The organism is Corynebacterium sp. 1103A (genome assembly GCF_055700955.1).
In genome coordinates this window covers 117665-139091 of record NZ_JASTTF010000003.1, presented here as the reverse complement: position 1 = coordinate 139091, position 21427 = coordinate 117665, and the positions used below count along the sequence as shown (strand labels likewise).

Below are 21427 nucleotides of genomic sequence, written 5' to 3'. Positions count from 1 at the left end.
GCACCCGTGGCCGGCTCGCCGAGTAATAGTGGAGGGAAAATGCTTCTGAGCAGCGCTTTGGACATCGTCAGCGAGATCGTCGGTCTGGTCGTCGCCATCGGCAACCAGCTGGTACACATCTTCGGCTAATTATCCGCCGAATAAGCCAAAGGCCGGTGCTGCACCCTTCCCAGGGTTCGCAGCGCCGGCCTATTTTTTGTACTAACGCTCGGTTAGCGACGCGGCGGGCGGGTGCCGGTCCGAGTGCGGGCGCGCTGTGCTCGCTGGGCGTTGATTTCGGCGACCTCGGCGCGGCGGGCGCGGAAGGCGGCGATGGCGCGCCAGCCGAACATCAGCAGGGCGGACATGATGGAGGCGACCAGTAGGAAGCTGTAGTGCGGCAGCTGGGTGTTGACGATGGACCACAAGATCATGCCGCCGACGATGGTGGAGCACCACACGATGGCGCCTTCGACCCAGCGGCCGGGTGAGGCCTTGATGCTGGTGATGAACACCCAGCCCAGCAGCGCGCCCACGGCCCAGGGCCAGAAGGCGGCCAGCAGCCCGGTGAAGGTGAAAGGCGGGTGGGCGATTCGCGCGAAGAGCGCGAAAAGCATGATGGCGACGATATCAAGCAGCGGTGCGGGACGCATCGGCGTGCTCCTTTCGGTTAAGGGTGGCGTAGGTTAGTCCATTCCGAGCGTAGTGCCAGAAGTAGACGACCCAGCCGATGACGGTGATGAGGGCAAAAGAAATCAGGCGGTAGATCACGGCGGCGCCGGTGGCATCGATAGCCGTCAGGCCGGTGGCCACCAACGTGGCGATGATGGCGGCTTCGACTGTACCGAGCCCGGCCGGGGTGACCTGTGCGGAGCCGGCCAGCTTAGCGGTCAGGTAGGCCAGGGCGACTCCGGCCAGGGTGGTCTGGTCCTCTCCGGCGTGCAGGGCCGGGATATCCCCGGTGATAGCCCACACACACGCCCACAGGGAGGCCATGTCCAGCAGCCGATTGGCCAGGGAATACCCGGCGACCTGTGCGAACTGCCAGCGGTTCAGGTGGACCTCGGAGAGGTTGCGCACCTGCTTGATGAGCGCGTCGCGCTTGCCGCCGCGCAGGAATTTTTGTCGGGACAGCCAGCGCTCAATGGTGCGCGGGTGGTTGGATATCCAGAAGACCAGCCCACAAAGAGCGACGACTGCCAATAGGGTCAGCAGTAGGGAGAGCACCTGCATCTGCGCGTTGAGAAAGACCACCCCGCCCAGGCCGATGAGCACCAGCCACATGGTGGATACCGCCGAGGAGAGCACGAAGAACCAGCCGGCCAGGGCGACGGATGCGCCCCAGCCGCGCTGGACGTGGAAGGTGAGGATGGCGGAAAACGCCGGCCCGGCCGGCAGGGTAGTGGACCAGGCGTTGGAGGCCAGCGTGATGGCGGTGGTCTCCTTCAGCGGGACGGGCACGCCGCCTGCCCGGATCAGCACGCGCATGACTTCCGCCATGGCGACGATGGCACCGAGGGAGGCGATGATCACCAGACCTACGGCGAAGGGGTCGGCGGTGCGCAGCCGTCGGAAACCGTCCTGAAGGAAGTCCAGCTCATCGCGAAAGACCCAGATGAGCACCGCGAGAATCACAAGCGCGGCGACCCACTGCAGCCATTTCTTCAACGCCTAGTTCCTTCCCTGGTCGTTGTTTAGTCTTTTCATTAGCTCGCTAAACGGTACCAGGGAATCATCGGTGTACGTGTTGCGGTTGCCTCGCGCCGGATAATCGCGCTCATCTTCCACGGCCGGCTGGGCCGCGGGCTCTTCTTGCGGTGCGGACTCTCGCTCGTGGTCGGTTGCGTAGTCGGTGGAGTCATCGGCATCGGTAGCCAGGACGGCCCCGGGCTGGGCCGGCATTTCCTCCCAGTGGCCTTCCTCCCTTGTGGTGCGCTGCGGCGCGGTCGCCGCGGCCGCGGGTGCCGGCTGGGCGGCGGCCGGTTCCTTGCCGTGGCCTAGCTTCTCGTAGGCGCGGTGGATGAACTGCGGGGCCCACCAGTTGTCCTCGCGCAGCAGGTGCATGACGGCCGGCACCAGGAACATGCGTACGATGGTCGCGTCGATGAACAGGGCGAAGATCATGCCGAAGGCGATGTACTTCATCATCACGATGTCGGAGAAACCGAACGCGCCGGCCACTACGATCATGATGAGCGCGGCGGCGGTGATGATGCCACCGGTGTGCGCGGTGCCGTAGGAGATGGCCTCGTCCGTAGTCGCGCCCTTCTTGCGGGCCTCGACCATGCGGGAGACCAGGAAGACCTCGTAGTCGGTGGACAGGCCGTAAATGATGGCGATGATGAGCACTAGGATCGGGCTCATCAGCGGGCCCGGCGTGAAGTTGAGCAGGTCCGCGCCGACGCCGCTGACGAACATGGCGGTCAGGATGCCCAGGGTCGCGCCCAGGGTTAGCAGCGTCATGATGATGGCCTTGGCAGGCAGGACCACCGAGCCGAAGACCAGGGCCATGAGGATGAAGGTGGCTACGACGATGTAGATGGCCATCCACGGCAGCTTGTCGAAGAGGGCGTCGAGGGACTCGACCTCCATCGCGGGCGTGCCGCCGACGTAGAGGTTGACTCCCTCCGGGGCGTCGACGGCCTCGAGCTGGTGGACGATGTCTGCGTAGTCGTTGCGGTCCTGGATGCCGGCGGAGAGTACCGTGATGCCGTCCTTGGTGGCCGTGGACGGGCTCATCGGCTCGGTCAGGCCGTCTATGTCGCGCACCTGGAGGTAGACGTCGGCCAGCTGCTGGTTATCGGCGCCCTCGACCACCAGCTTGACCGGCTCGGTGCGGAAGGTGGGGAATTCCTCGTTGAAGGTGTCCTGGGCAACGCGGGTGTCCTGGCTGGGCGGCAGGTAGGTCTCGTTGATGCCGCCGAAGGCGATGTTGATAAGCGGGAGAGTCAGCGCGATGAGCAGGGCGCAAATGCCCACGGTCATCAGCTTGGCCCGGCCCATGGCCCACGCCGGCAGCTTGTACCACCAGGTCTCCTCCAGGCGGCGGGCGATGCGCTTGGTGCGCCGAATCGACCACTTGTCGATGTTCTTGCCCAGTAGGCCGAACAGTGATGGCAGCACGGTCACGGACAGCAGCGCCGCCAGGCCCACGGCGGAGATCGAGCCATAGGCCACGGACTTCAGGAAGGCCTGCGGGAAGATGAAGAGGCCGGACAGGGCCACGGCGACCATGGCCGCGGAGAAAACCACCGTCTGGCCGGCGGTAGCGGTGGTAATCGCCACGGCGTCTTTGGTGCTGCGGCCGCGGTCAAGCTCCTCGCGGAAGCGGGAGACCATAAACAGGCCGTAATCGATGGCCAGCCCTAGGCCCAGCAACGTGACGACAGCCTGGGCGAAGACGTTGACCTGCAGGAAACCGGCCAGGACCGACAGAATACCCAGCGAGCCGAGGATCGACAGGCCGCCTACGATGAGCGGCATGAACGCCGCCACGACGGAACCGAATACCACCAGCAGCAACAGGCCGACCAGTGGCAGGGCGGCCTTTTCCGCGCGGGAGATGTCGTTGGACATGCCGTCGTCTAGGGCGTCGGCCACCGCGGTCGCGCCGGCGACCTGCACGGGCAGGTCGGTCTCGTGCAGCGCCGGCTCGATGGCGCGGAAGTCCTTGAGCGTTTGCTCCGCGTCGCCCTTGAGCCCGATGGCGGTGAAGGCGTACGTCCCGTCCTCGTTGATGAAATTCGGGTTCTTTTTGTCGAAGTAGCCGTTGAGGTGGGAAATCTGATCCGGGTGCTGCGCCTTGAGATCAGCGAAGTACTGCTGGGCAGCGTCGAAGTTCTCGTCCGGGTTCTCCACCATGACGATGACGTCGCCGTTGTTGTCGCGCCCGAAGGTGGTTTGCTCGAGCTCGGCAGCCACGGTGGAGGCCGCGCCCGGATCCTCCCACCCCTCCTGGCTCATGCGGTCCTCCAGGCGGGTGCCGAAGATAGCGAACAGAGCCAGGATCAGCGCGATCAGGATAACGGGGATGAGCTTGCGGTGGGCATAAGAAAATCGGCCCCAGCTATAAAACATGCGGCTCCTAGCGTTCGTCGAGCAAGGCAGAAAGCGGGCGGAAAGGCTGCAACCAGGCGCCGCCGTCGGGCAGGTTGTCCAGGTTGACTCGGGGCAGCGGCTCGCGGAAGACGCCGTCGATGTCCTCCAAGTCCACGAAGTCGATGACCGGGTGGGTCACGGCCCAGGAGGCGTGCTCCTGGAAGCCGACCACCGTGACTGGCACGCCCTCGTCAGCCAGCTCCTCCAGGGTCTCCTGGAAATTCTGGCCGTCGGCGGAGGCGACCACCAGCCCGGCGAGCTCGTCGCGGTTTTCCGCGATGTAATCGAGCATGTCCGGGTCCACGTCCGTGTCGTCGTGGACCTTGGGCTTGGCGAAGACGGCGAAACCGACGTTGCGGATGGCCTCGACCCAGGGGCGGATGACGTCCGCCCCGTCCGGGGTCACGTTGGTAAAGACCGCGGCGTGCGGCTGGGCATCTAGGTCCCAGGCCTCGCGCACGGTCCAGCGGCCGATGGCGTCGAAGCGCGGGCGGAAGGCGGCGGTCGGGCGCCCGCCCAGGATGGCGCCCAGTCCCATGTCCATGTTGGGCGCGTCCCAGACGAGCAGCAGCTTGCGGGTAGTCATTACTGCGGCCTCTTTTCCCAGAGGTATTCCTTAATAACGTGGTCTTGGTCTAGGCCCTTGCCCTCGAACTTGGTGATGACCTGGCGGTCAGTCGGCTGCGGGCAGTCGGGCCACGGCCAGCCGCGGTAGCGCAGGGTGGACTCGACCTCGACGAGCTCATCGATCCACTCGGCGTAGCCGGCGTGGTCGGTGGCCACGTGCAGCACCCCGCCCGGCTTGAGGCGGGAGGCGAACAGGTTCAGCGGCCCGGACTGGATGATCCGGCGCTTGTGGTGCCGGGCCTTCGGCCACGGATCCGGGAAGAAGACGCGGATGCCGTCCAGGGACTCCGGCGCGAACATGCGGGCGAGCACCTCGATGCCGTCGCCGCGCACCATGCGGATGTTGTCGATGTCCTGGCGCACCACCTGGCCCAGCAACTTGGCCAGGCCCGGCTTGTAGAGCTCCACGGCGACGATGTTGGTGTCCTGCTCCAGCGGGGCCATCGCCGCGGTGGAGGTGCCGGTACCCGAGCCGATCTCCACCACGGTCTTGGCGCCGCTGCGCCCGAACCATTTCTCTATATCGATCCGCTCGTCTTCCAGCACCCGGCCCAGGCGGGGCCAGTGCTCGGCGAAAAGCGCCTGCTGGTTGTCGGTCAGACTGCCACGACGGAAGGTCACGTTACCCAGGCGCGGGTAGTCTAGCCCGTCGTTAAACTCGGTCTGCAGCGGGCGGCCCGGCGGCATCTCGCCCACGGCGGCGGGGGTGTTACTAGAGTTATCCATCGTGGTCTATTGTTCACTTAGCCAGCGCAGTTGGCAATTTGCCGCGCCGCCGGCCGCGGCAAAGCCGCCCGCAGAGCCGGCAGTGGGGAAAGAACGTAAGGAATAGGCCGCAAGCTGCGGCCGAATTCGCGCGCGGAGGGGTGCCGGTTATGACCAGCCGGGCGAAGGCGGGCTGCTTGGGGGTGACGCCATGGGTAGGGCGGCGGCTCGGCCCGCCGGGTCGATCCCCCAGACGGGGGTGTAAAAACTATGAGGTTACCGGTGACGGTATGGCGTACCCTCGGTTAAGTTGTGGTAAACAGTGTGGATATATCCAGTGCCCGGCGAATTATCGGTACTTGCGTCGGCTGGCGCGTTACGCTGGAGGTGGAATGCCCTCTAAGACATAAGTCATGGCTTAAGTCTGACAACGTGAAGAAATAACCCCAGGAGACTTTAGATGACCGCCGAAATTAAAGGCCTTGTTGGACAACTTCCGACTGACAACCCAGAGCTTATCGCGTGGATCAATGAGAACGTGGAGCTCTTTCAGCCGGACCAAGTGGTCTTTGTAGACGGCTCTCAGGAAGAAGCCGACCGGCTCGCCGGCGAGCTGGTGGAGAAGGGGACGCTGCTCAAGCTGAACGAGGAAAAGCGCCCGAACTCCTACCTGGCCCGCTCCAACCCCTCGGACGTCGCCCGCGTTGAGTCCCGCACCTTCATCTGCTCGGAGAACGAGGAAGACGCCGGCCCGACCAACAACTGGGCCCCGCCGGCCGCGATGAAGGAAGAGATGACCGAGGCCTTCCGCGGCGCCATGCGCGGCCGCACGATGTACGTCGTGCCTTTCTGCATGGGCCCCATCAACGACCCGGATCCGAAGCTGGGCGTGCAGCTGACCGACTCGGCCTACGTGGTCCTGTCCATGCGAATCATGACCCGCATGGGCGCGGAAGCGCTGGAGAAGATCGGCACCGATGGTGCCTTCGTGCAAGCCCTGCACTCCGTCGGCGCCCCGCTGGCCGAGGGTGAAGAGGACGTCGCCTGGCCGTGCAACGAGACCAAGTACATCACCCACTTCCCAGAGACTAAGGAGATATGGTCCTACGGCTCCGGCTACGGCGGCAACGCCATCCTGGCGAAGAAGTGCTACGCGCTGCGTATCGCCTCCGTCATGGCCCGCGAAGAGGGTTGGATGGCCGAGCACATGCTCATCCTGAAGCTGACCAACCCGGAAGGCAAGAACTACCACATCGCGGCCGCCTTCCCGTCGGCCTGCGGTAAGACCAACCTCGCGATGATCACGCCCACCATCCCGGGCTGGAGCGCCGAGGTCGTCGGCGACGACATCGCCTGGCTGCACCTGCGCGAGGACGGCCTGTACGCCGTGAACCCGGAGAACGGCTTCTTCGGCGTGGCCCCGGGCACCAACTACGCCTCTAACCCGATCGCCATGAAGACCATGGAGCCGGGCAACACCTTGTTCACCAACGTCGCGCTCACCGATGACGGCGACGTCTGGTGGGAGGGCATGGACGGCGACGCCCCGGCCCACCTTATCGACTGGACCGGCGAGGATTGGACCCCGGACTCGGCCACCAAGGCTGCTCACCCGAACTCCCGCTACTGCGTGCCGATCTCCCAGTGCCCGACCGCCGCGCCGGAGTACGACGACTGGCAGGGCGTGAAGATCGACGCTATCCTCTTCGGCGGCCGCCGCGCCGACACCGTCCCGCTGGTCACCCAGGCCTTCGACTGGAACCACGGCACGATGATCGGCTCCCTGTTGGCCTCCGGCCAGACCGCTGCGGCCGAGGGCAAGGTCGGCGCCCTGCGCCACGACCCGATGGCCATGCTGCCGTTTATCGGCTACAACGCCGGCGACTACCTGCAGCACTGGGTCAACATGGGCGAAAAGGGCGGCGACCGCATGCCGGCCATCTTCCTGGTCAACTGGTTCCGCAAGGGTGACGACGGCAAGATGCTGTGGCCGGGCTTCGGCGAGAACTCCCGCGTGCTCAAGTGGATCATCGACCGCATCGAGGGCAACGTCGGCGCCGAGGAGACCGTCATCGGCTCCACCGCGCGCGCCGAGGACCTGGACCTGCACGGCCTGGACGTGGAGATCGACAAGGTCAAGCAGGCCCTGGCCGTCCACGCCGAGGACTGGTCCGGCGACATCCAGGACAATTCCGACTACCTGAACTTCTTGGGCTCCCGCGTCCCGCAGGAAGTTTGGGACCAGTTCGACGCCCTGAAGTCGCGCGTGGAGGAGCACCACAGCGCCTAAAGGGCCTAGGTGCTGGCGCGCAGCACCAGCACCAGATTGCTGACCAGAAATTCTCGCACCCCGGGAGCGCGGGTCAGCCACCACGCCCACCGCGGGTGATAGCGCGGGAACGCCAACAACAGTTCGGCGTTCCCGCGCTTCTGCGCGTTTTCGGCCCACCGCAGCCCGCGCGCGCAGCTGACCGCGAAGAGCGAGGTGCCGAAGACGTTTTTCGGCGGGTGGCCGTGGCGGCGGGTGTAGTAGTCCCTAGCGAACGCCCCGCCGACGTAGTGCTGCCACAGGCCGGTCTCATGCCCGCCGAAAGGGCCCAGCCACACGGTGTAGCTGAGCACCACCAGGCCGCCTGGGCGGGTCACACGCAGCATCTCCTCGGCCAGTGCTTCCGGGTCCGGCACGTGCTCGGCCACGTTGGAGGAATACACCACGTCAAAGGTGCCGTTGGCAAAGGGCATCCGGGTGCCGTCGCCGCGGACGCTGTTGGCCAGTTTCAGTCCCGCCGCGGACATCTCACCGGCGTCGGGCTCCAGCCCGATGTAGCGGGCGCCGCGGCGGTCGAAGGCGGCGGCGAAATAGCCCGGGCCGCCGCCGACGTCGAGGACGGAGCATCCGCGGAGGGCAAGTCCGGCATCGTGAGCCAGCCGCCCGATGAGCTCAGCAGTGTCCTCGGCCAGGGGACCGTAGAAGGCGGCGGGGTTGGTCTGCTCCTGCGGGAAGGCCCGCAGGAGTTGCCAGGATCTGCTCAGCGTGGCCAGGGCTCGGGTGTAGCGCATAGCCACTAGGCTAGTAGCTCGACATGAAAATACTTCTACTCTGTTGGCGCGATTCCACCCACCCCCAGGGCGGCGGCTCCGAACGCTACCTAGAGCGGGTCGGCGAATACCTCGCCACCCACGGCCACCAGGTCATCTACTGGACCTCCCGGCACATGAACGGCGCGCGCCACGACAAGCGCGACGGCGTGAACTACTGGCGCGTGGGCGGCAAATACAGCGTTTACCCTTATGCCCTGGCCGCCATCCTGGCCGGCCGGGTGGGGCTGGGTCCGCTGCGCGGCATCGACGTGGTGGTGGATACCCAAAACGGCATCCCGTTTTTCGCCCGCCCCGTCGCGGGGGTGCCGACGGTCCTTTTGACCCACCACCTCCACAAGGAGCAGTGGCCCGTGGCCGGCCCGGTGTTGGCACGCCTGGGCTGGTGGTTGGAGTCCCGCGTGGCGCCTGCGGTCTACCGCGGCGCGCCGTACGTGACCGTCTCGCCGGCCTCCCGCCAGGACTTGGAGACCCTGGGCGTACACGGGGCCGAAATCATCGAAAACGGCGTGGACTCCATCCCGCCGCACGTGCCGCACCTAGCGCGCGAGGCCGCCATCCACCTGGTGACCCTGTCGCGCCTGGTGCCGCACAAGCAGATCGAGCACGCCATGGACACCGTCGCGCAGATCCCGGAGGCGGTCTTGGACATCGTCGGCTCCGGCTGGTGGGAGCACAGCCTGCGCGAGTACGCCGAAAAGCTCGGCCTGGGCGAGCGCGTGCGTTTCCGCGGGCAGGTCACCGAGGACTACAAGCACGCCCTGCTGGCCCAGGCGGACCTGCACCTTATGCCCTCCCGCAAGGAAGGATGGGGCCTGGCCGTCATGGAGGCGGCCCAACATAGGGTACCCACAGTGGGATATTCCTTCGGCCTGCGCGACAGCGTCCGCGACCAGGTCACCGGCCGGCTGGTGGACACCCCGGCGCAGCTCCTCGAGGCCACCCGGGACCTTATCGCCGATCCGGCCGAGCGCGAGCGCCTCGGCGCCGGCGCGGAAGAATTCGCCGCCCAGTTTTCCTGGGAGACCACCGGCCGCCGGTTTAAGGATTTGCTCGAGCGCGTGACCGGTACAACCAGCGCACGATGAGCCCGGCCGCCAGCGGGGTTAACAGCCAGGCCACAACCATGCCCCAAGGCCGCGGCTGCGGGCCGGCGTCGGTCTCGGCGACAATCTGGCCGCCCTCCACGACCGCGCCCACGCCGAGGCGCTCCAAGCGCCGCAAGTCGCGGTCCTGCCACGCGCGCTGGGCGGCCACCCAGCGCGGTGCCGGGTAGTCCACAACTGCGCCGTCGACGCGCAACGCGCCGGACTGCACCTTCGCCGCGACCTTGGCATACGGATCCACGGCCACGCCGCCGGGGACCTCCACCAGCTCCGGCCGTTCGGCGAAGAGGGTGTCCCGGCCGCCCAGCTGGTGGACCAGGGCGCTGTCCGTGCCCGCCGGCCGCGGCTGTAGCGGCGCCAGCGCCCGGGCGGCGTCGGGGACCAAGAGGGCCACGGCCACGAGCCCGGCTGCCGCACTCGGCCCGCGCACTGCGCTCAGGCCCACCGCGTAGGCCGGCACGGCCAGGGTCAGGAATTTCTGGCTATCGCGCAGCAACCCACCGCCCGGCACCGTGTCCACGACCCAGGTCAGCGGGCCGGGGAATACCGCACCGAGCAGAACCCCGCCCAGCCCGAGCGCGGCCAGGACAAGCAGCGCCCCACCGCCTGCCGGCCAGCGCAGCGAGCCCGCGCCCCGGCCCGCCCGGGAAAGCCGGGCCCAGCCGAGCGCCACCACGGCGATGAGCAGCACGCCGAAAAGGGCGAAGCCGGCCTGACGGGAGGCGGGCACGGCCTCTGCGTTCCAGACCCCGCCCAGCCCGAGCACGGTCACCAGCAGCCCGGCGTGGGCCTCAGCGCGGGGCGCGAAGGCGGCCACGGCCGCGGCCGCATCCATCCCCGGCGCGGTCCCGCGCACGACGCCCAGCAGCCCAGGCAGGGCCCAGGGCAGGCACAGCGCCAACCCGTATAAGGCCGTGGCTAGCCGCCGGCGCGCGGTGGCGATGCCCATGAGCGCGCCGGTCAGCGCGCCGGTCGGCGTCAGCGAGGAGACGAACATGGCCGCCCACTGCCCGGGCCGCCGGCCGGCCAGGCCCGCCGCGGCGATGAGCGGACCCAGCCAGGCGGCCACTGCGATGGACCACTGGCCCTGCAGGAGCCGCTCGACCACCAAGGGGTTGAGAACGCACACCGCGATGGCCGCGGCCGGGCCCAGCAGGCGCCGGTCAACCACAGGTTCCGAAGAATGCCGCGGCGCCGGCGCGCACAACCTGGTCAGCCGCCAGCCGCCCCAGGCCGCGGCGCCGGCCGAGCCGATGACCAGCGCGCGCACGAGCCAATGCGCGGGCACGAGCTGGGCGGCTAGGGCGAGCAGCCCGTCCTGGGGGAGCGCCCGGGCGGGCAGATCCCCGCCGCCGAAATTGGCGGGGCTTAACGCCATGTCCGCGGGCACGACCATGTCCCGCCAGACAAGCTCGCCCGGCAGGAGAAAGGGCCAGGTAACGCTGGCGATGCACGCGGCGGCGACCGTGACCAAGCAGGCCGCGCGCACCGCAGCGGGGCGGCTGGCGGGAAGAAGGTGCGGCATGGGCGGACCTGCGGGCGGTTAGCTTGCCTGGTCGGCGCGGCGGCGCATGTACATCCGCGCGGCAACGATGAGCAGGACCACGCCCAGAGCCTTGCCACCCCAGCCGAGGATCGACATGGCCTTGGTCATGTTGACCGTGCTGGCGACCTCGTCCAGGGCGCGCTGCTGGCTTTCCGGGCTCCACTCGAGGCGCGCGTTGACCACGGCTCGCTCGCGCGCCGGGTCGGTGGCGTCGAGCTGGGCCGCCTCCTGCGGGGAGGTCGCAAAGCTGATGTCCACGTGGGTCACGGCGTTAACGATGGTGCCCGTGGTGGACTCGACCCAGACCGTGCGGCTGACCGAGTAATACGGCTCCAGCACGACCGTGTCCTCCGGCTGGTAGTCGAAGCGCTCCATGTCGGCCTGCGAATAGAAGTTCTCCGCTGGGCCGACGACCTCGGTGGCCGCGTCCGCGTCCGCGCTCGCGCCGGCGAAGACGGAAAAGAGCAGCTTTTCCACCTCCGAGTCGAGCTCACGGCCGTGCAGGTCCTGCTGGAAGGTGTAGGTGGGGATGCCGTCTACCTTCTCGGTGCCGGAGAAGTCCAGCGGCTCCGAGCCGTGCAGCAGCGGGTCGTAGAGCGGGTAGGAGCGCTGTTCGGTGTCGGCGGGGAAGAAGTACTGTAGCCCGTCGTGTTCGAAGCCGGGGTCCGTGATCTCGTCGCCGCCCTCGCCCAGCGATATAGTCAGCGCGGTCGAAGGCCCGGAGGCCGGGAAGGTCGACTCCCGGTTCAGCACCGAGGACTCGCTCACGCGCGCGGCCAGGTGGTCGTCGATGAGGGCGGTGACCTCGGATTCGGAGCTGGCCAGCGTGGAGTCGTCTGCTTTGCCGGTCTGGGTGTGGCGCTCGACCTCCACCGGCACGTCCCGGATGAAGCAGGCCAGAGGGTACTGCGTCTGGCCGTTGGCCAGCTTTGCCGGGGCGCACTCGGGGTTGGCGGCGCGCTGCGAATTCGGCTTCCCGGCGCGGAAGGCCTGGTAGTCCAGGACCATTGACTCCGGGGAGGTGGCCGTTACCTGGTAGTCGATGTCGCGGGAGAGCTGGCGCGTCTGGTTCTCATACATCGCGGGGACCACCGCGCCGATAATGAGCGCGCAGGCTGCCGCCACCACGGTCCAGAACAGGCGGCCGCGGAGCCGGAGGAAGCGCTTCATTGCAGTATCATGTCCAATCACGGAAAGTTACAGGTTCTGGTTGCACGGGCGCTTGCGGGCAAAACCCCACAGCGAACATGCCCCGGCGAGGGAAGGAGGCAGCGTGCCGCACGCTCACGCGAAACACCGCCAGCCTGCCGCGCCCCACACCGGCGTGCATAACACCTTACCGCAGCGGCTCGACGCCCTAGACGGTCTGCGCGCGGTCGCGTCGCTGGGCATCATCGTCACCCACGTCAGCTTCCAGACCGGCACTGGCTGGGGTTGGGCCGAGCGCTTCGATTATTTCGTGGCGGTCTTCTTCGCGCTCAGCGCCTTCGTCCTGTGGCGCCGGCGGGAGCGCTACGCCGCCCGCGGCTGGTCGCGCTACTACCGCAGCCGCACCGCCCGCATCGCGCCGGCCTACCTGGTCTGCGTGACCGCGGTTTTGGCCCTCTTGCCGTCGGCCGCCGGGGTGAGCCTCCAGCAGGTTACCGCCAACCTCACCTCGACCCAGATCTTCTGGCCAGACGGCCTGGCGCCCGGGCTGACCCACCTGTGGTCGCTGTGCGTGGAGATCGCCTTCTACTTAACGATGCCCCTGCTGGCCATTGCCGTCGATCTCCTCCCGGGCGGGCGCCGGGTGCGCTGCCTGGTGATTGCGGCCTGGGCCGCGGTGAGCCTGGGCTGGGCGTGGCTGCCCTTCGTGGCGAACGCGGACTCGGACGGGATTAACACCCAGATCTGGCCGCCGGCTTATTCCCTGTGGTTCGCCGTGGGCATGCTGGCCGCCGAGGCCGAAGGCCGCGTGCCGGCTTGGGTCCAGCGGGCCGCCAGGTGGCGCTGGCTGTGGCTGGGCCTGGCCGCCGGGTGCATCTGGCTGGCCAGTCGGGAGTGGTTCGGCCCGCGCGGGCTGACCCACCCGGACCCGGACGAATTTGCCCGTCGCATCCTGGTCGGTGGGGCCTTCGCCGCCTGCGTGGTGTTGCCCTTCGTCTTCGCACCGCGCTCGCGGGTGCTGGAATCCGCGCCCCTGCAGGCGGCCGGGGTCTGGTCTTATGGCATCTTCCTCTGGCACGTGGCGGTCCTCGAGCTGGTCTTTCCGTTGCTGGGCATCGACCTGTTTAGCGGCGGGGCCATTAACTTCGTCCTCGTGTGCCTGGCCACGGTGGCCGGCACGGTAGTGGTCAGCGCCGCCGGCTACGAATGGGTGGAACGCCCCGGCGCGCGCGTGGTGCGGGCGCTGTGGCCGGTGTGGGAAGATGCGGCGAACACGCAGGCGATCGCCCCGGCGCACAGGGCGGTGACCAGCACCGAATCGCCGGCATAGCCCGCGCTCGGCCAAGGCGCGCGCGCCAGCATCGCCCCGGCGGCCGCCAGCAGCGCGGCGGACAAGGCCGGGGCCGGCAGCGTCGTCCAACGCACCGCCGCGAACGCCGCTATCCCTGCTAGCAGGGCCGGCCATCCCACCAGAGCGAGCCCGCCCGCGGCCAGTACTAGGCACAGTGCCCGGGGCGGGGCTGGGAAGGAGCGCGGCACGTGCTCGCCGCGCCGGCGCCAACAGACCACCGCGCAAGCGATAACCGTCAGCAGCCCCAGCGCCCCGCCGCCGAGAAGGCCGGCCTGGTAGGCGCCGGTCGACGCGAAGGTCATGCGGAAGGTGCCGCTCGCGCCCGCCGGAATGATAAAAGCCTGGGTGGCCGCGTCTACCTGCCGGGCCTGCAGCGGGGCATCGTCCAGCCAGCCTTTGAGCCCGGCGTTGTACGCGCGCCCGGTAATCAGCAGTCGCTCGTGGTCTGCCGGCGCGATAGCCTCCCCGGTCGGTTCAAGGGGAGTGCGCGGCAGCTCGCCCAGCTGGACCCAGGCCGCCGCGGTTTCCAGCCGGTGCGTGCCGGCCGGCAGCCGCACCGTCTCACCCGTTCGGTAGTCGCGGCCGTCGATGCGCACCGCCGGTGCCTCGGCGTCTTCGTCGGCGTCTGTGTCGGCGTCGGATCCAGCACCTGCGCGCAGGGGAAGCTCCATGTCCCGCGGCGCGGTGAAGTCCCGGATGATAGTACCCGTGTCCACGGTCAGCCGCTGGAAGAAGAAGGCCTCCACGTTGGGTGAGGTATCCGATACCGTCACGACGCGTTCGATGGGGTGGCCGGCGACCTCGGCGGCGGTGATGCCGACGCGCTCGTGCGGCGTGATGCGCACCGCGGTGCTGTCGCCGCCGGGCACGCGCACCGTGGTCTCCTCGCCGGCGCTAAGCTCTACCTCGACGGAGGCGGAGCCGGACGAGACGGTCGCGCGGGCGTCGTCGGTGGCGGTGAGCCTGAGCACCGGGGAGGCGAAGACCTCGCCCTGCGGGGCCTGGAGCTCTAGCCAGCCGGTCTGTCCCGGGGCCGGCCACCAGGCGGTATCCTCCTGCCCGTCCACCGCGGCGGTGACGGAACGGGCGGGATCGGCGCCGCCGAAGGAGTCGGCATCGGCGGCCGAGGACTCCGCGACCACGCGGCCGCCGTGTTCTTCGACCGCTACCGCCCGGCCCGCCGAGGGGTAGTCGCGCAGCCGGTTGTGGACCCGGGGCCTATCGCCTTCGGCCAACGGCGCGGAGACCGGGCCGTCTAACGTGCCGTAGTTGCGGTCGACCAGCAGCGGCGTATCGGTCACGATGTCGGCGTCCGCGTCGACGAGCTCGCGCGCGCCGGGCGCATCCACCATGTCCAGCAGGGCGAGGACTTCGCCGCCGCCGGCCACGCGCACGGGGGCGCCGTTAGCCATTTGCAGGTCCTGCTGCGGATCGAGCAACACCACGTCCACCTCGCCAAAGGTGTGGACCGTGCCCGGCAGGTCTTCCGCGCGAACCGAGCTATCCCCGCCCGCCGGCTCATCCAGATCGTGGCGCAGCAGCACCGCGCCGATGCCCAGGCGCTGCAGGGCCTTCGCGCCCGCCGCCGCGTCGTGTTCTAGGGCCGCGGTAATCCCGTCCAAGCCGCGGATGGCCGACGGCGGGATAAGTGGGATGGCGTCGCGGACGGCCCAGGGGACTTCCAGCAGCGGCTGCGCCGGCTCGTCGCGGGTCCAGCCCCAGTCTTGCCGGGCAAAGGACGCGTGCGGGTAGATGAGCGTGCGGGTGCCGGCGGCGTGTTCGTTGAGGAACTCGGCGGCCTCTTCCCAGTACTGTGGCACCTCCTCGTAGGCCCCGCGCGGCAGCAGGCGCCCGGACAGGGCCGGGAACGCGCTGGCCGCCACCACCACGGCCAGCAGCAGCCCGGTGGTCTGCCGCCGGTCGGGACGCAAGGTCCGCGGCCAGCCGAGGCGCGCTCCCAGCTGCGCCAGGCCGAGTACCAGCGGCAGGCGCACCAGCGGATCGAATTTGTGCAGGTTGCGCAGCGCGGCTAGCGGCCCGTCGAGCAGCTCCCGGTAAGCCGGCAGGCTGGTGCCCAGCACCGCGACGCCCACTATCAGCACCACCGACCACGTCCGCGGCAGGCGGCACAGGCCCACCAGGCCGGCGGCGACCACGGCCATGGTCGCCAGGACGAAGACGGGCTCGGCCACCAGCAGCACGCCGGCGGTACGCTCGGTGTCGACGAAGGGAGACCAGCTGGTCGTCCCACGCAGGATCTCGGCCAGGTTGAGCCAGCGCGTGGTGACAAACGCCGACTCGATGAATTCCGTGAAGGGCGCCGCAAAGCGCCCGAGCACCAGCAGCGGGACGATCCACCAGGCGCTGACCAGCGCGCAGCCGGCCAGCCAAGCACCGAAGAAGCGCCAGCGCCGCTGGCAGAGCAAGACCACCGCCGCCGGGATGCAGGCGGCCAGGGTGGCGGTAGCATTGACCGCGCCCATCAGCGCGACCGGGATGACCGCGGCAGCCCATTGCCAACGCACCGACCGCGGGGCGAGGCAGGCCACCAGGACCCAGGGAGCCAGCATGACCGGCCAGGTCTCCGAGGAGATCGTGGTTAGCGTGGTCAGCGTGCGCGGGGAAAGCGCGTAGGCCAGCGCCGCGATAAAGGACCACCCCGGGCCCGCGTCGGTGGCGCGCCGGGCCAGCAGGAACGCCCCGGAAAAGCCCACGCCGGTCACCAGCAGCCACCACAGGCGCAGCGCCACCCACTCCGGCAGGGGATCGGTGGCTAGGAAGAAGAGCCCGTGTGGGAAGAGGTAACCGTAGGCCTGGTTTTGTAGCTGGCCCAGGGTAAACGCATCCGTCCAGGGGGTCAGCGCGCCCTGCAGGAAACCCGCCGGGTTGACCAGCAGGTCGTGCTTGGTGTCGGCCGCGACCTGGGTGTTGTGCCCGAACTGCAGGACAAAGACGACGATCGCCAAAAGCCCCCACCCGGCGAGGTGGGGGCGAAGTTTAGGGGACAGCCGGGGCACGCCTACTGGCGGGAGCCGTACTCAGGCCCGCCCAGCACGGCGTCATCGGCCGGCACCGCGTGGCCGGAAGGCACCGTATCAGCGTCGCTGAACTGGGCGATCCCCACGATGGTGACCACGCCGAGCACCAGGCCGACCACGGCGCTGCCGACGGCCGGGCCCAGCGTGCGCTTTGTTAAAGAGTCGGATTCTACTGCCATGGGACCAAATCCTAGCAGCTACTCGAAGTATTCCGGGTCATCTTCTTCGTCCTCGTCGTTTTCCGGTGGGACGATAAAGACCGGGATGCCGGCGTTGCGCACGATCTGGTCGGCGGTGGAGTTAGTCCACCAGGAGCGGAAGCCAGTCAGCGCGCGGGTGCCGGTGACGATGACGTCCACGTCCAGCTCCTGCGCGGCATCCACGATGGCGGAGGCGATAGTCGTGGCGGATTCGACTAGGTGGGCGCGTCCCGCCAGGCCGAGTCCCTCGGCCACCTCGACGCCGCGGCGGCAGATAGCCAGCGCCTCTTCGTAGGCCGGGTCTTCCTCGGTGGTCTCCGGGGAGACCGTCGACTGGTGCAGGCCGGTGCGGCTAACCGCACGGGCGGCCTGGCGGGCGGCCGGCTCCCAGGCGGTGAGGATCTCTACCGTGCTGGGGCGCAGCAGCTGCGCGGCTTGCTGCATGGCGCGGGCGGCGCGCTCCGAGCCGTCGAACGCAATTAACATGGTTTGGCCGTTACTCATGCCCGCCATCTTAGTCGGCATTCGGGCGTGTTGTGGCTGACTAATGGCAGACTATAGGCCATGATTCCGTTTCCCCGGCCCGCGGAGTGGCGTCGTCGCCTGCCAGCTGCCACCCGCATCAGTGCCGCGCTTGTGCGGGTTGCGCTGGTTGCCGTGGTAGCCGTCGTGGCCGGTGGTGGCGCGCTCAGCGCCTGCTCGTCGGACGAGGCGGAGCAGGCAGCGCCTTCGGCTGGTGTGGCCAGCAGCGAAACTAAAACGAGTTCTTCGGCCCCGCAGACGAGCTCTTTCACGAGCGAGACGGAACCGGCACCAGCGGTGCAGCTGCCCGCCACCCGGCGCGAGCAGCTCGCCTCGTTGCTGATGCCGGGCGTGGTCAACTACGACGACGCGCTGGCGAAACTCAAGGCCGGGGCCGGTGGTATCTTCATCACCAGCTGGGCGGACCCGGAGCTGTTGCAGACCCCGGGGCGGGATATCCACGCCCTGCGCGCGGCGGTCGGTCGCGACTTTGATGTCTCCATCGATTTTGAGGGAGGACGGGTCCAGCGTTTCTCGGAAATCCTGGGGGATTTCCCCACCCCGCGGGACATGGCCGCCGGCGGCACCGCCGAGGCCGAGCGCCAGGGCTTCGCGGTGGGCCAGACCCTGTCCGCCCACGGTATTACCGTGGACTTCGCACCGGTTATCGACGTCGATGGCGGTGGCCTGAACGTGGTGGGCGACCGTTCCTTCTCCCATGACCCAGCCGCGGCGGGTGAGCTCGGCGCCGCTTTTGCCCGGGGCCTGCACAACGCCGGGGTACGGCCGGTGTTCAAGCACTACCCGGGGCACGGCCGCGCCAGCGGGGACACGCACCAGGGAATGGCGACCACCCCGCCGCTGGACCAGCTGGTGGGCTACGACCTGGTGCCCTTCGACGTCGCGCTGCCCCAATCGCCGGGCACCGGGGTCATGGTGGGGCACCTGGTGGTGCCGGGGCTGGGCGACGGGGTCACCCCGGCTAGCCTTAACAACCACGCCTACGGGCTGCTACGCGAGCACGCCGGTTTCCGCGGCCTGACCTATACCGATGATCTCACCGGTATGAAGGCGATTACGGACCAGATGTCCCCAGAGGAAGCCGTCACCGCCTCCCTGGCCGCCGGCGCAGACCAGGCGCTATGGTCAACCGCCGTGGACTTCCAGAGCGTCCTAAACCACCTGGAAGCGGCCGTGGATGCCGGCCAACTCCCGCCCGAGCGGGTGGCCGAATCCGCCCTGCGCGTGGCCGAATCTCATACGGAACCCGAACCCACCCCAGGCGCGGGTCCCGGAACGGGACCACACGCGGAGTAGCCTCCGAGGACGCTACATGTGTCACCCCCGGTGTCCCCTTACCCGCCCGGCGCGGTTGCCTTGATAATACTTTAGGCCTCCTGACTAGGAATTAGGGCCGGTAAACCATTACTGTAGTGCGTGTGAGTAAAGCGAACGGAAAACGCGGAGTGAGGGGTTGGGCCATTGCCCTGGGCATCATGGTCGGCCTTTTCGTCATCGCGGGCGTTGCCTACGCCATGGATGTCGTGGCGAACCAAGGCAAGACGCCCCGGGCCGTCTCCGTCGGTGGAGTAGATATTTCCAACATGGAACGCCGCGACGCCGTGGCGAAACTGGAGGACGAGCTCGGGGACGTGGAAAACCAACCCGTGACGGTCACCGCCGGGGAAAAGACCACGGAGTTCATCCCCCACGAGGCCGGCCTGCAGATGGACTTCAAGAAAGTCGTGGACGGCATCGAGGATGCTTCCCTGAACCCGTTTGCCCGCGTCTACAGCTTCTTCGCGCCCCAGCGCGAATACGACGTCGACACCGAGGTCGACGAGGCCGCGTTCCAGCCCACCGTCGATCGTCTCACTGAGGATCTGACCATCCAGCCCAAGGACGGTGCGGTCAATCTCGCTGGCGGCAAGGTCAACGTCACCGACGCCGTGACCGGCCAGTCCGTCGATCGCGAGGAGCTGGCCACGGAGGTCTCCGAAGGCTGGGTTGACCCCGAGGGCGTCGAGGTCGACGCGGAGGAAACCGAGCCTGCCGTTACTCAGGACGAGGTGGAAAAGATGGCCGAGGGGGACGCCGCCGATGCCGTGGCCGGTGATCTCGTCACCCACGGCCGCGACGACGTCGAGTCCCGCATCACCCCGGCCGAGGTCGAGCAGTTCGTCACGGTTGAGCCGCATGACGGCAGGCTGGAGCTGAAGATCAACAACGAGCGAGCCCAGGAGATGATAGGCGAAGCCCTCAAGCCTTCGGTCCAAGTCAAGCAGAACGCCTCCATCTCTTTTTCCGGCGGTTTCAAACAGGTCACCCCGCACCGCGACGGCGTGGTCATCGACTGGGACAAGACCATGGACGGCTTTGACGAGCGTGTCAAGGACAACAAGGACCGCGAGTGGGACGCCGAGTACCGCGACGAGCCCGCCACGTTCACCACCGAGCAGGCGGAAAACGCCAGCTTCGACGACGTCGTGGGGGAGTTCACCACCGGTGGCTTCTCCGGCGCGTCGGGGCAGAACATCAAGCGCGTGGCTGACCAGGTCAACGGTGCCTTCCTGGCCCCGGGCGAGACCTTCTCACTCAACGGCTACACCGGCCCGCGCGGCACCGCGCAGGGCTATGTCGAGTCCGGCATCATCATCGACGGCCGCGCGGGCGAGGCCGTCGGCGGCGGTATCTCCCAGTTCGCCACCACCTTGTACAACGCCGCCTACTTCGCGGGCATGGAAGATACCGCCCACACCCCGCACTCCTACTACATCTCGCGCTACCCGGCCGGCCGCGAGGCCACCGTGTACGAGGGAGCTATCGACCTGCAGTTCACCAACAACTCCGAGCACCCAGTGATGATTTCGACTAGCTACAGCAACAGCGAAATTACCGTGCAGCTCAAGGGCACCAAGACCGTCGAGGTCGAATCCATCAACAACGGCCGCTGGGCCCAGACCCAGCCGCAGCCCAAGCAGGTCGATGCCGATGATTGCTCGCCGTCGTCAGGCGCGCCGGGCTTTACCACCTCGGACACGCGCGTCATCCGCAACCTGAGCGGCCAGGAGATCTCCCGGGAAACCACCACCACGGTCTACGACCCGCAGCCGATCGTCACCTGCAGCTAGACAAACGGCAACCCAGATTTAACCCAGACCTAAGGGGCGCGTATGAAAAAGGCGGGGCACCGAGTGGTGTCCCGCTTTTATGCGTGGAGCCGGCGACGAGAATCGAACTCGCGCTCTCAGCTTGGGAAGCTGATGTTCTACCATTAAACTACGCCGGCAGAGCCTGAAATGTGCGCCCATTGCTGGGCATACATCAAGCGCTAGGAAACACTCTACACCCTCGCTGACCCCGGGTGAAAACCGGGTCGCCTACCTGCTAGTAGACTCGGACACGTGCTTTTATCAGATCGAGATATCCGGGCCGCCATCGAGGATGAATCGCTGCAGATCGAGCCCTTCGATGCCAACCTCATCCAGCCCTCGTCCGTGGACGTGCGCCTGGATAAGTACTTTCGCGTGTTCAACAACTCCCGGTACACCCATATTGATCCGAAAGAAGAGATGCCGGATCTGACCAGCCTGGTCGAGGTAGCCGACGGCGACGCCTTCGTGCTGCACCCGGGCGAGTTCGTCTTGGGCGCCACACTGGAGAAGTTCACGCTGCTGCCGCACCTAGCCGGCCGCCTAGAGGGTAAGTCCTCCTTGGGGCGGTTGGGATTGCTCACGCACTCCACCGCGGGCTTTATTGACCCCGGCTTTTCCGGGCACATCACCCTGGAGTTGTCGAACACGGCCAACCTGCCGATCGTCCTGTGGCCGAACATGAAGGTCGGCCAGCTGGCGATCTTCAAAATGACCTCGCCGGCGCAGGATCCCTACGGCAGCGGGGCGCTGGGCTCGAAGTACCAGGGCCAGCGCGGGCCCACCCCGTCGAAGTCCTACCTGAACTTTCGCTAAGGTTTTAGGACCCGGCACCCAGATTTAATTCTCTGTTCA

The 21427-nt window shown here is 67.8% G+C and carries 16 protein-coding genes, 1 tRNA gene and 1 pseudogene; 6 read left to right on the top strand and 12 right to left on the bottom strand.

Translation table 11 applies throughout. From position 1 onward, the window contains the following. Nucleotides 1-212: 212 nt before the first annotated feature. The 5 genes from QQS52_RS03825 to trmB are packed head-to-tail and all read right to left on the bottom strand — an operon-like array spanning nucleotide 213 to nucleotide 5430. Entirely contained in the window at nucleotides 213-632 is a 420-nt protein-coding gene (locus QQS52_RS03825) for a DUF3054 domain-containing protein (RefSeq protein WP_472772646.1), read from the bottom strand. Then, nucleotides 610-1647 carry a lysylphosphatidylglycerol synthase transmembrane domain-containing protein gene (locus tag QQS52_RS03820; protein ID WP_472772645.1) on the bottom strand — a complete coding sequence of 346 codons (1038 nt, stop codon included), beginning with the start codon at nucleotides 1645-1647 and terminating at the stop codon, nucleotides 610-612. The genes QQS52_RS03825 and QQS52_RS03820 overlap by 23 nt, the downstream gene beginning before the upstream one ends. A 3-nt stretch (nucleotides 1648-1650) precedes the next feature. Next, the gene (locus QQS52_RS03815) at nucleotides 1651-4056 is read right to left on the bottom strand and encodes an MMPL family transporter (RefSeq protein ID WP_472772644.1); all 2406 of its coding nucleotides are present in this window, start codon (nucleotides 4054-4056) and stop codon (nucleotides 1651-1653) included. A gap of 7 nt (nucleotides 4057-4063) precedes the next feature. Then, nucleotides 4064-4663 carry an NYN domain-containing protein gene (locus tag QQS52_RS03810; protein ID WP_070768950.1) on the bottom strand — a complete coding sequence of 200 codons (600 nt, stop codon included), beginning with the start codon at nucleotides 4661-4663 and terminating at the stop codon, nucleotides 4064-4066. Further along, the gene (gene trmB / locus QQS52_RS03805) at nucleotides 4663-5430 is read right to left on the bottom strand and encodes a tRNA (guanosine(46)-N7)-methyltransferase TrmB (protein WP_472772643.1); all 768 of its coding nucleotides are present in this window, start codon (nucleotides 5428-5430) and stop codon (nucleotides 4663-4665) included. Before trmB ends, QQS52_RS03810 begins: the two co-directional genes overlap by 1 nt. Before the next feature lie 439 nt (nucleotides 5431-5869). On the opposite strand from trmB, the gene QQS52_RS03800 reads away from it, so the two are divergent. After that, nucleotides 5870-7699, top strand: coding sequence for a phosphoenolpyruvate carboxykinase (GTP) (locus QQS52_RS03800; protein WP_472772642.1), 1830 nt, complete (start codon nucleotides 5870-5872; stop codon nucleotides 7697-7699). 5 nt (nucleotides 7700-7704) lie between these two features. Here QQS52_RS03800 and QQS52_RS03795 read toward each other — a convergent pair whose 3' ends face one another. After that, the gene (locus tag QQS52_RS03795; protein WP_472772641.1) at nucleotides 7705-8469 is read right to left on the bottom strand and encodes a class I SAM-dependent methyltransferase; all 765 of its coding nucleotides are present in this window, start codon (nucleotides 8467-8469) and stop codon (nucleotides 7705-7707) included. Between the two features lie 23 nt (nucleotides 8470-8492). On the opposite strand from QQS52_RS03795, the gene QQS52_RS03790 reads away from it, so the two are divergent. Continuing rightward, nucleotides 8493-9596, top strand: coding sequence for a glycosyltransferase family 4 protein (locus tag QQS52_RS03790; protein WP_472772640.1), 1104 nt, complete (start codon nucleotides 8493-8495; stop codon nucleotides 9594-9596). On the opposite strand, the gene QQS52_RS03785 is transcribed toward QQS52_RS03790, so the two are convergent. Then, on the bottom strand, nucleotides 9550-11139 hold the full coding sequence (locus QQS52_RS03785) for an MmpA family trehalose lipid delivery protein (protein WP_472772639.1): 1590 nt from the start codon (nucleotides 11137-11139) through the stop codon (nucleotides 9550-9552). The genes QQS52_RS03790 and QQS52_RS03785 overlap by 47 nt on opposite strands. An 18-nt stretch (nucleotides 11140-11157) precedes the next feature. Continuing rightward, a complete protein-coding gene (locus QQS52_RS03780; RefSeq protein ID WP_472772638.1) occupies nucleotides 11158-12330 on the bottom strand; it encodes a porin PorA family protein in 1173 nt (390 codons plus the stop codon). Here QQS52_RS03780 and QQS52_RS03775 point away from each other — a divergent pair. Next, nucleotides 12263-13441 (top strand): annotated as a pseudogene (locus tag QQS52_RS03775) (acyltransferase family protein); the annotation flags it as partial. The gene QQS52_RS03780 and the pseudogene QQS52_RS03775 overlap by 68 nt on opposite strands. Nucleotides 13442-13509: 68 nt before the next feature. On the opposite strand, the gene QQS52_RS03770 reads toward QQS52_RS03775, so the two are convergent. Genes QQS52_RS03770 through QQS52_RS03760 form a run of 3 tightly spaced genes read right to left on the bottom strand, consistent with a single transcriptional unit; the run spans nucleotide 13510 to nucleotide 17402 of the window. Then, a complete protein-coding gene (locus QQS52_RS03770; RefSeq protein ID WP_472772637.1) occupies nucleotides 13510-16626 on the bottom strand; it encodes an alpha-(1->3)-arabinofuranosyltransferase domain-containing protein in 3117 nt (1038 codons plus the stop codon). Nucleotides 16627-16679: 53 nt separating this feature from the next. After that, complete coding sequence (locus tag QQS52_RS03765; RefSeq protein ID WP_070768425.1) at nucleotides 16680-16877, bottom strand: DUF2613 domain-containing protein; 198 nt, start codon at nucleotides 16875-16877, stop codon at nucleotides 16680-16682. 18 nt (nucleotides 16878-16895) lie between these two features. Beyond that, nucleotides 16896-17402, bottom strand: coding sequence for a universal stress protein (locus QQS52_RS03760; protein WP_070768434.1), 507 nt, complete (start codon nucleotides 17400-17402; stop codon nucleotides 16896-16898). Between the two features lie 60 nt (nucleotides 17403-17462). Between QQS52_RS03760 and QQS52_RS03755 the strand changes: the two genes are divergently transcribed. After that, entirely contained in the window at nucleotides 17463-18737 is a 1275-nt protein-coding gene (locus QQS52_RS03755) for a glycoside hydrolase family 3 N-terminal domain-containing protein (protein ID WP_472772636.1), read from the top strand. A 122-nt stretch (nucleotides 18738-18859) separates the two neighbouring features. Further along, nucleotides 18860-20551: a VanW family protein gene (locus tag QQS52_RS03750; protein WP_472772635.1), complete on the top strand. Its 1692-nt coding sequence runs from the start codon at nucleotides 18860-18862 to the stop codon at nucleotides 20549-20551. A gap of 84 nt (nucleotides 20552-20635) precedes the next feature. Here QQS52_RS03750 and QQS52_RS03745 read toward each other — a convergent pair. Continuing rightward, nucleotides 20636-20709 (bottom strand) — tRNA-Gly (locus QQS52_RS03745). A 115-nt stretch (nucleotides 20710-20824) separates the two neighbouring features. Here QQS52_RS03745 and dcd point away from each other — a divergent pair. Further along, entirely contained in the window at nucleotides 20825-21388 is a 564-nt protein-coding gene (dcd, locus tag QQS52_RS03740) for a dCTP deaminase (RefSeq protein WP_472772634.1), read from the top strand. The last annotated feature ends 39 nt before the right edge of the window (nucleotides 21389-21427 follow it).

Coding starts and splice junctions, on each gene's coding strand:
- QQS52_RS03790 (WP_472772640.1), top strand. CDS start 8,493: ATGAAAATACTTCTACTCTGTTGGCGCGATTCCACCCACCCCCAGGGC.
- QQS52_RS03810 (WP_070768950.1), bottom strand. CDS start 4,663: ATGACTACCCGCAAGCTGCTGCTCGTCTGGGACGCGCCCAACATGGAC.
- trmB (WP_472772643.1), bottom strand. CDS start 5,430: ATGGATAACTCTAGTAACACCCCCGCCGCCGTGGGCGAGATGCCGCCG.
- QQS52_RS03800 (WP_472772642.1), top strand. CDS start 5,870: ATGACCGCCGAAATTAAAGGCCTTGTTGGACAACTTCCGACTGACAAC.
- QQS52_RS03785 (WP_472772639.1), bottom strand. CDS start 11,139: ATGCCGCACCTTCTTCCCGCCAGCCGCCCCGCTGCGGTGCGCGCGGCC.
- QQS52_RS03755 (WP_472772636.1), top strand. CDS start 17,463: ATGATTCCGTTTCCCCGGCCCGCGGAGTGGCGTCGTCGCCTGCCAGCT.
- QQS52_RS03795 (WP_472772641.1), bottom strand. CDS start 8,469: ATGCGCTACACCCGAGCCCTGGCCACGCTGAGCAGATCCTGGCAACTC.
- QQS52_RS03825 (WP_472772646.1), bottom strand. CDS start 632: ATGCGTCCCGCACCGCTGCTTGATATCGTCGCCATCATGCTTTTCGCG.
- QQS52_RS03765 (WP_070768425.1), bottom strand. CDS start 16,877: ATGGCAGTAGAATCCGACTCTTTAACAAAGCGCACGCTGGGCCCGGCC.
- QQS52_RS03780 (WP_472772638.1), bottom strand. CDS start 12,330: ATGAAGCGCTTCCTCCGGCTCCGCGGCCGCCTGTTCTGGACCGTGGTG.
- QQS52_RS03760 (WP_070768434.1), bottom strand. CDS start 17,402: ATGAGTAACGGCCAAACCATGTTAATTGCGTTCGACGGCTCGGAGCGC.
- QQS52_RS03815 (WP_472772644.1), bottom strand. CDS start 4,056: ATGTTTTATAGCTGGGGCCGATTTTCTTATGCCCACCGCAAGCTCATC.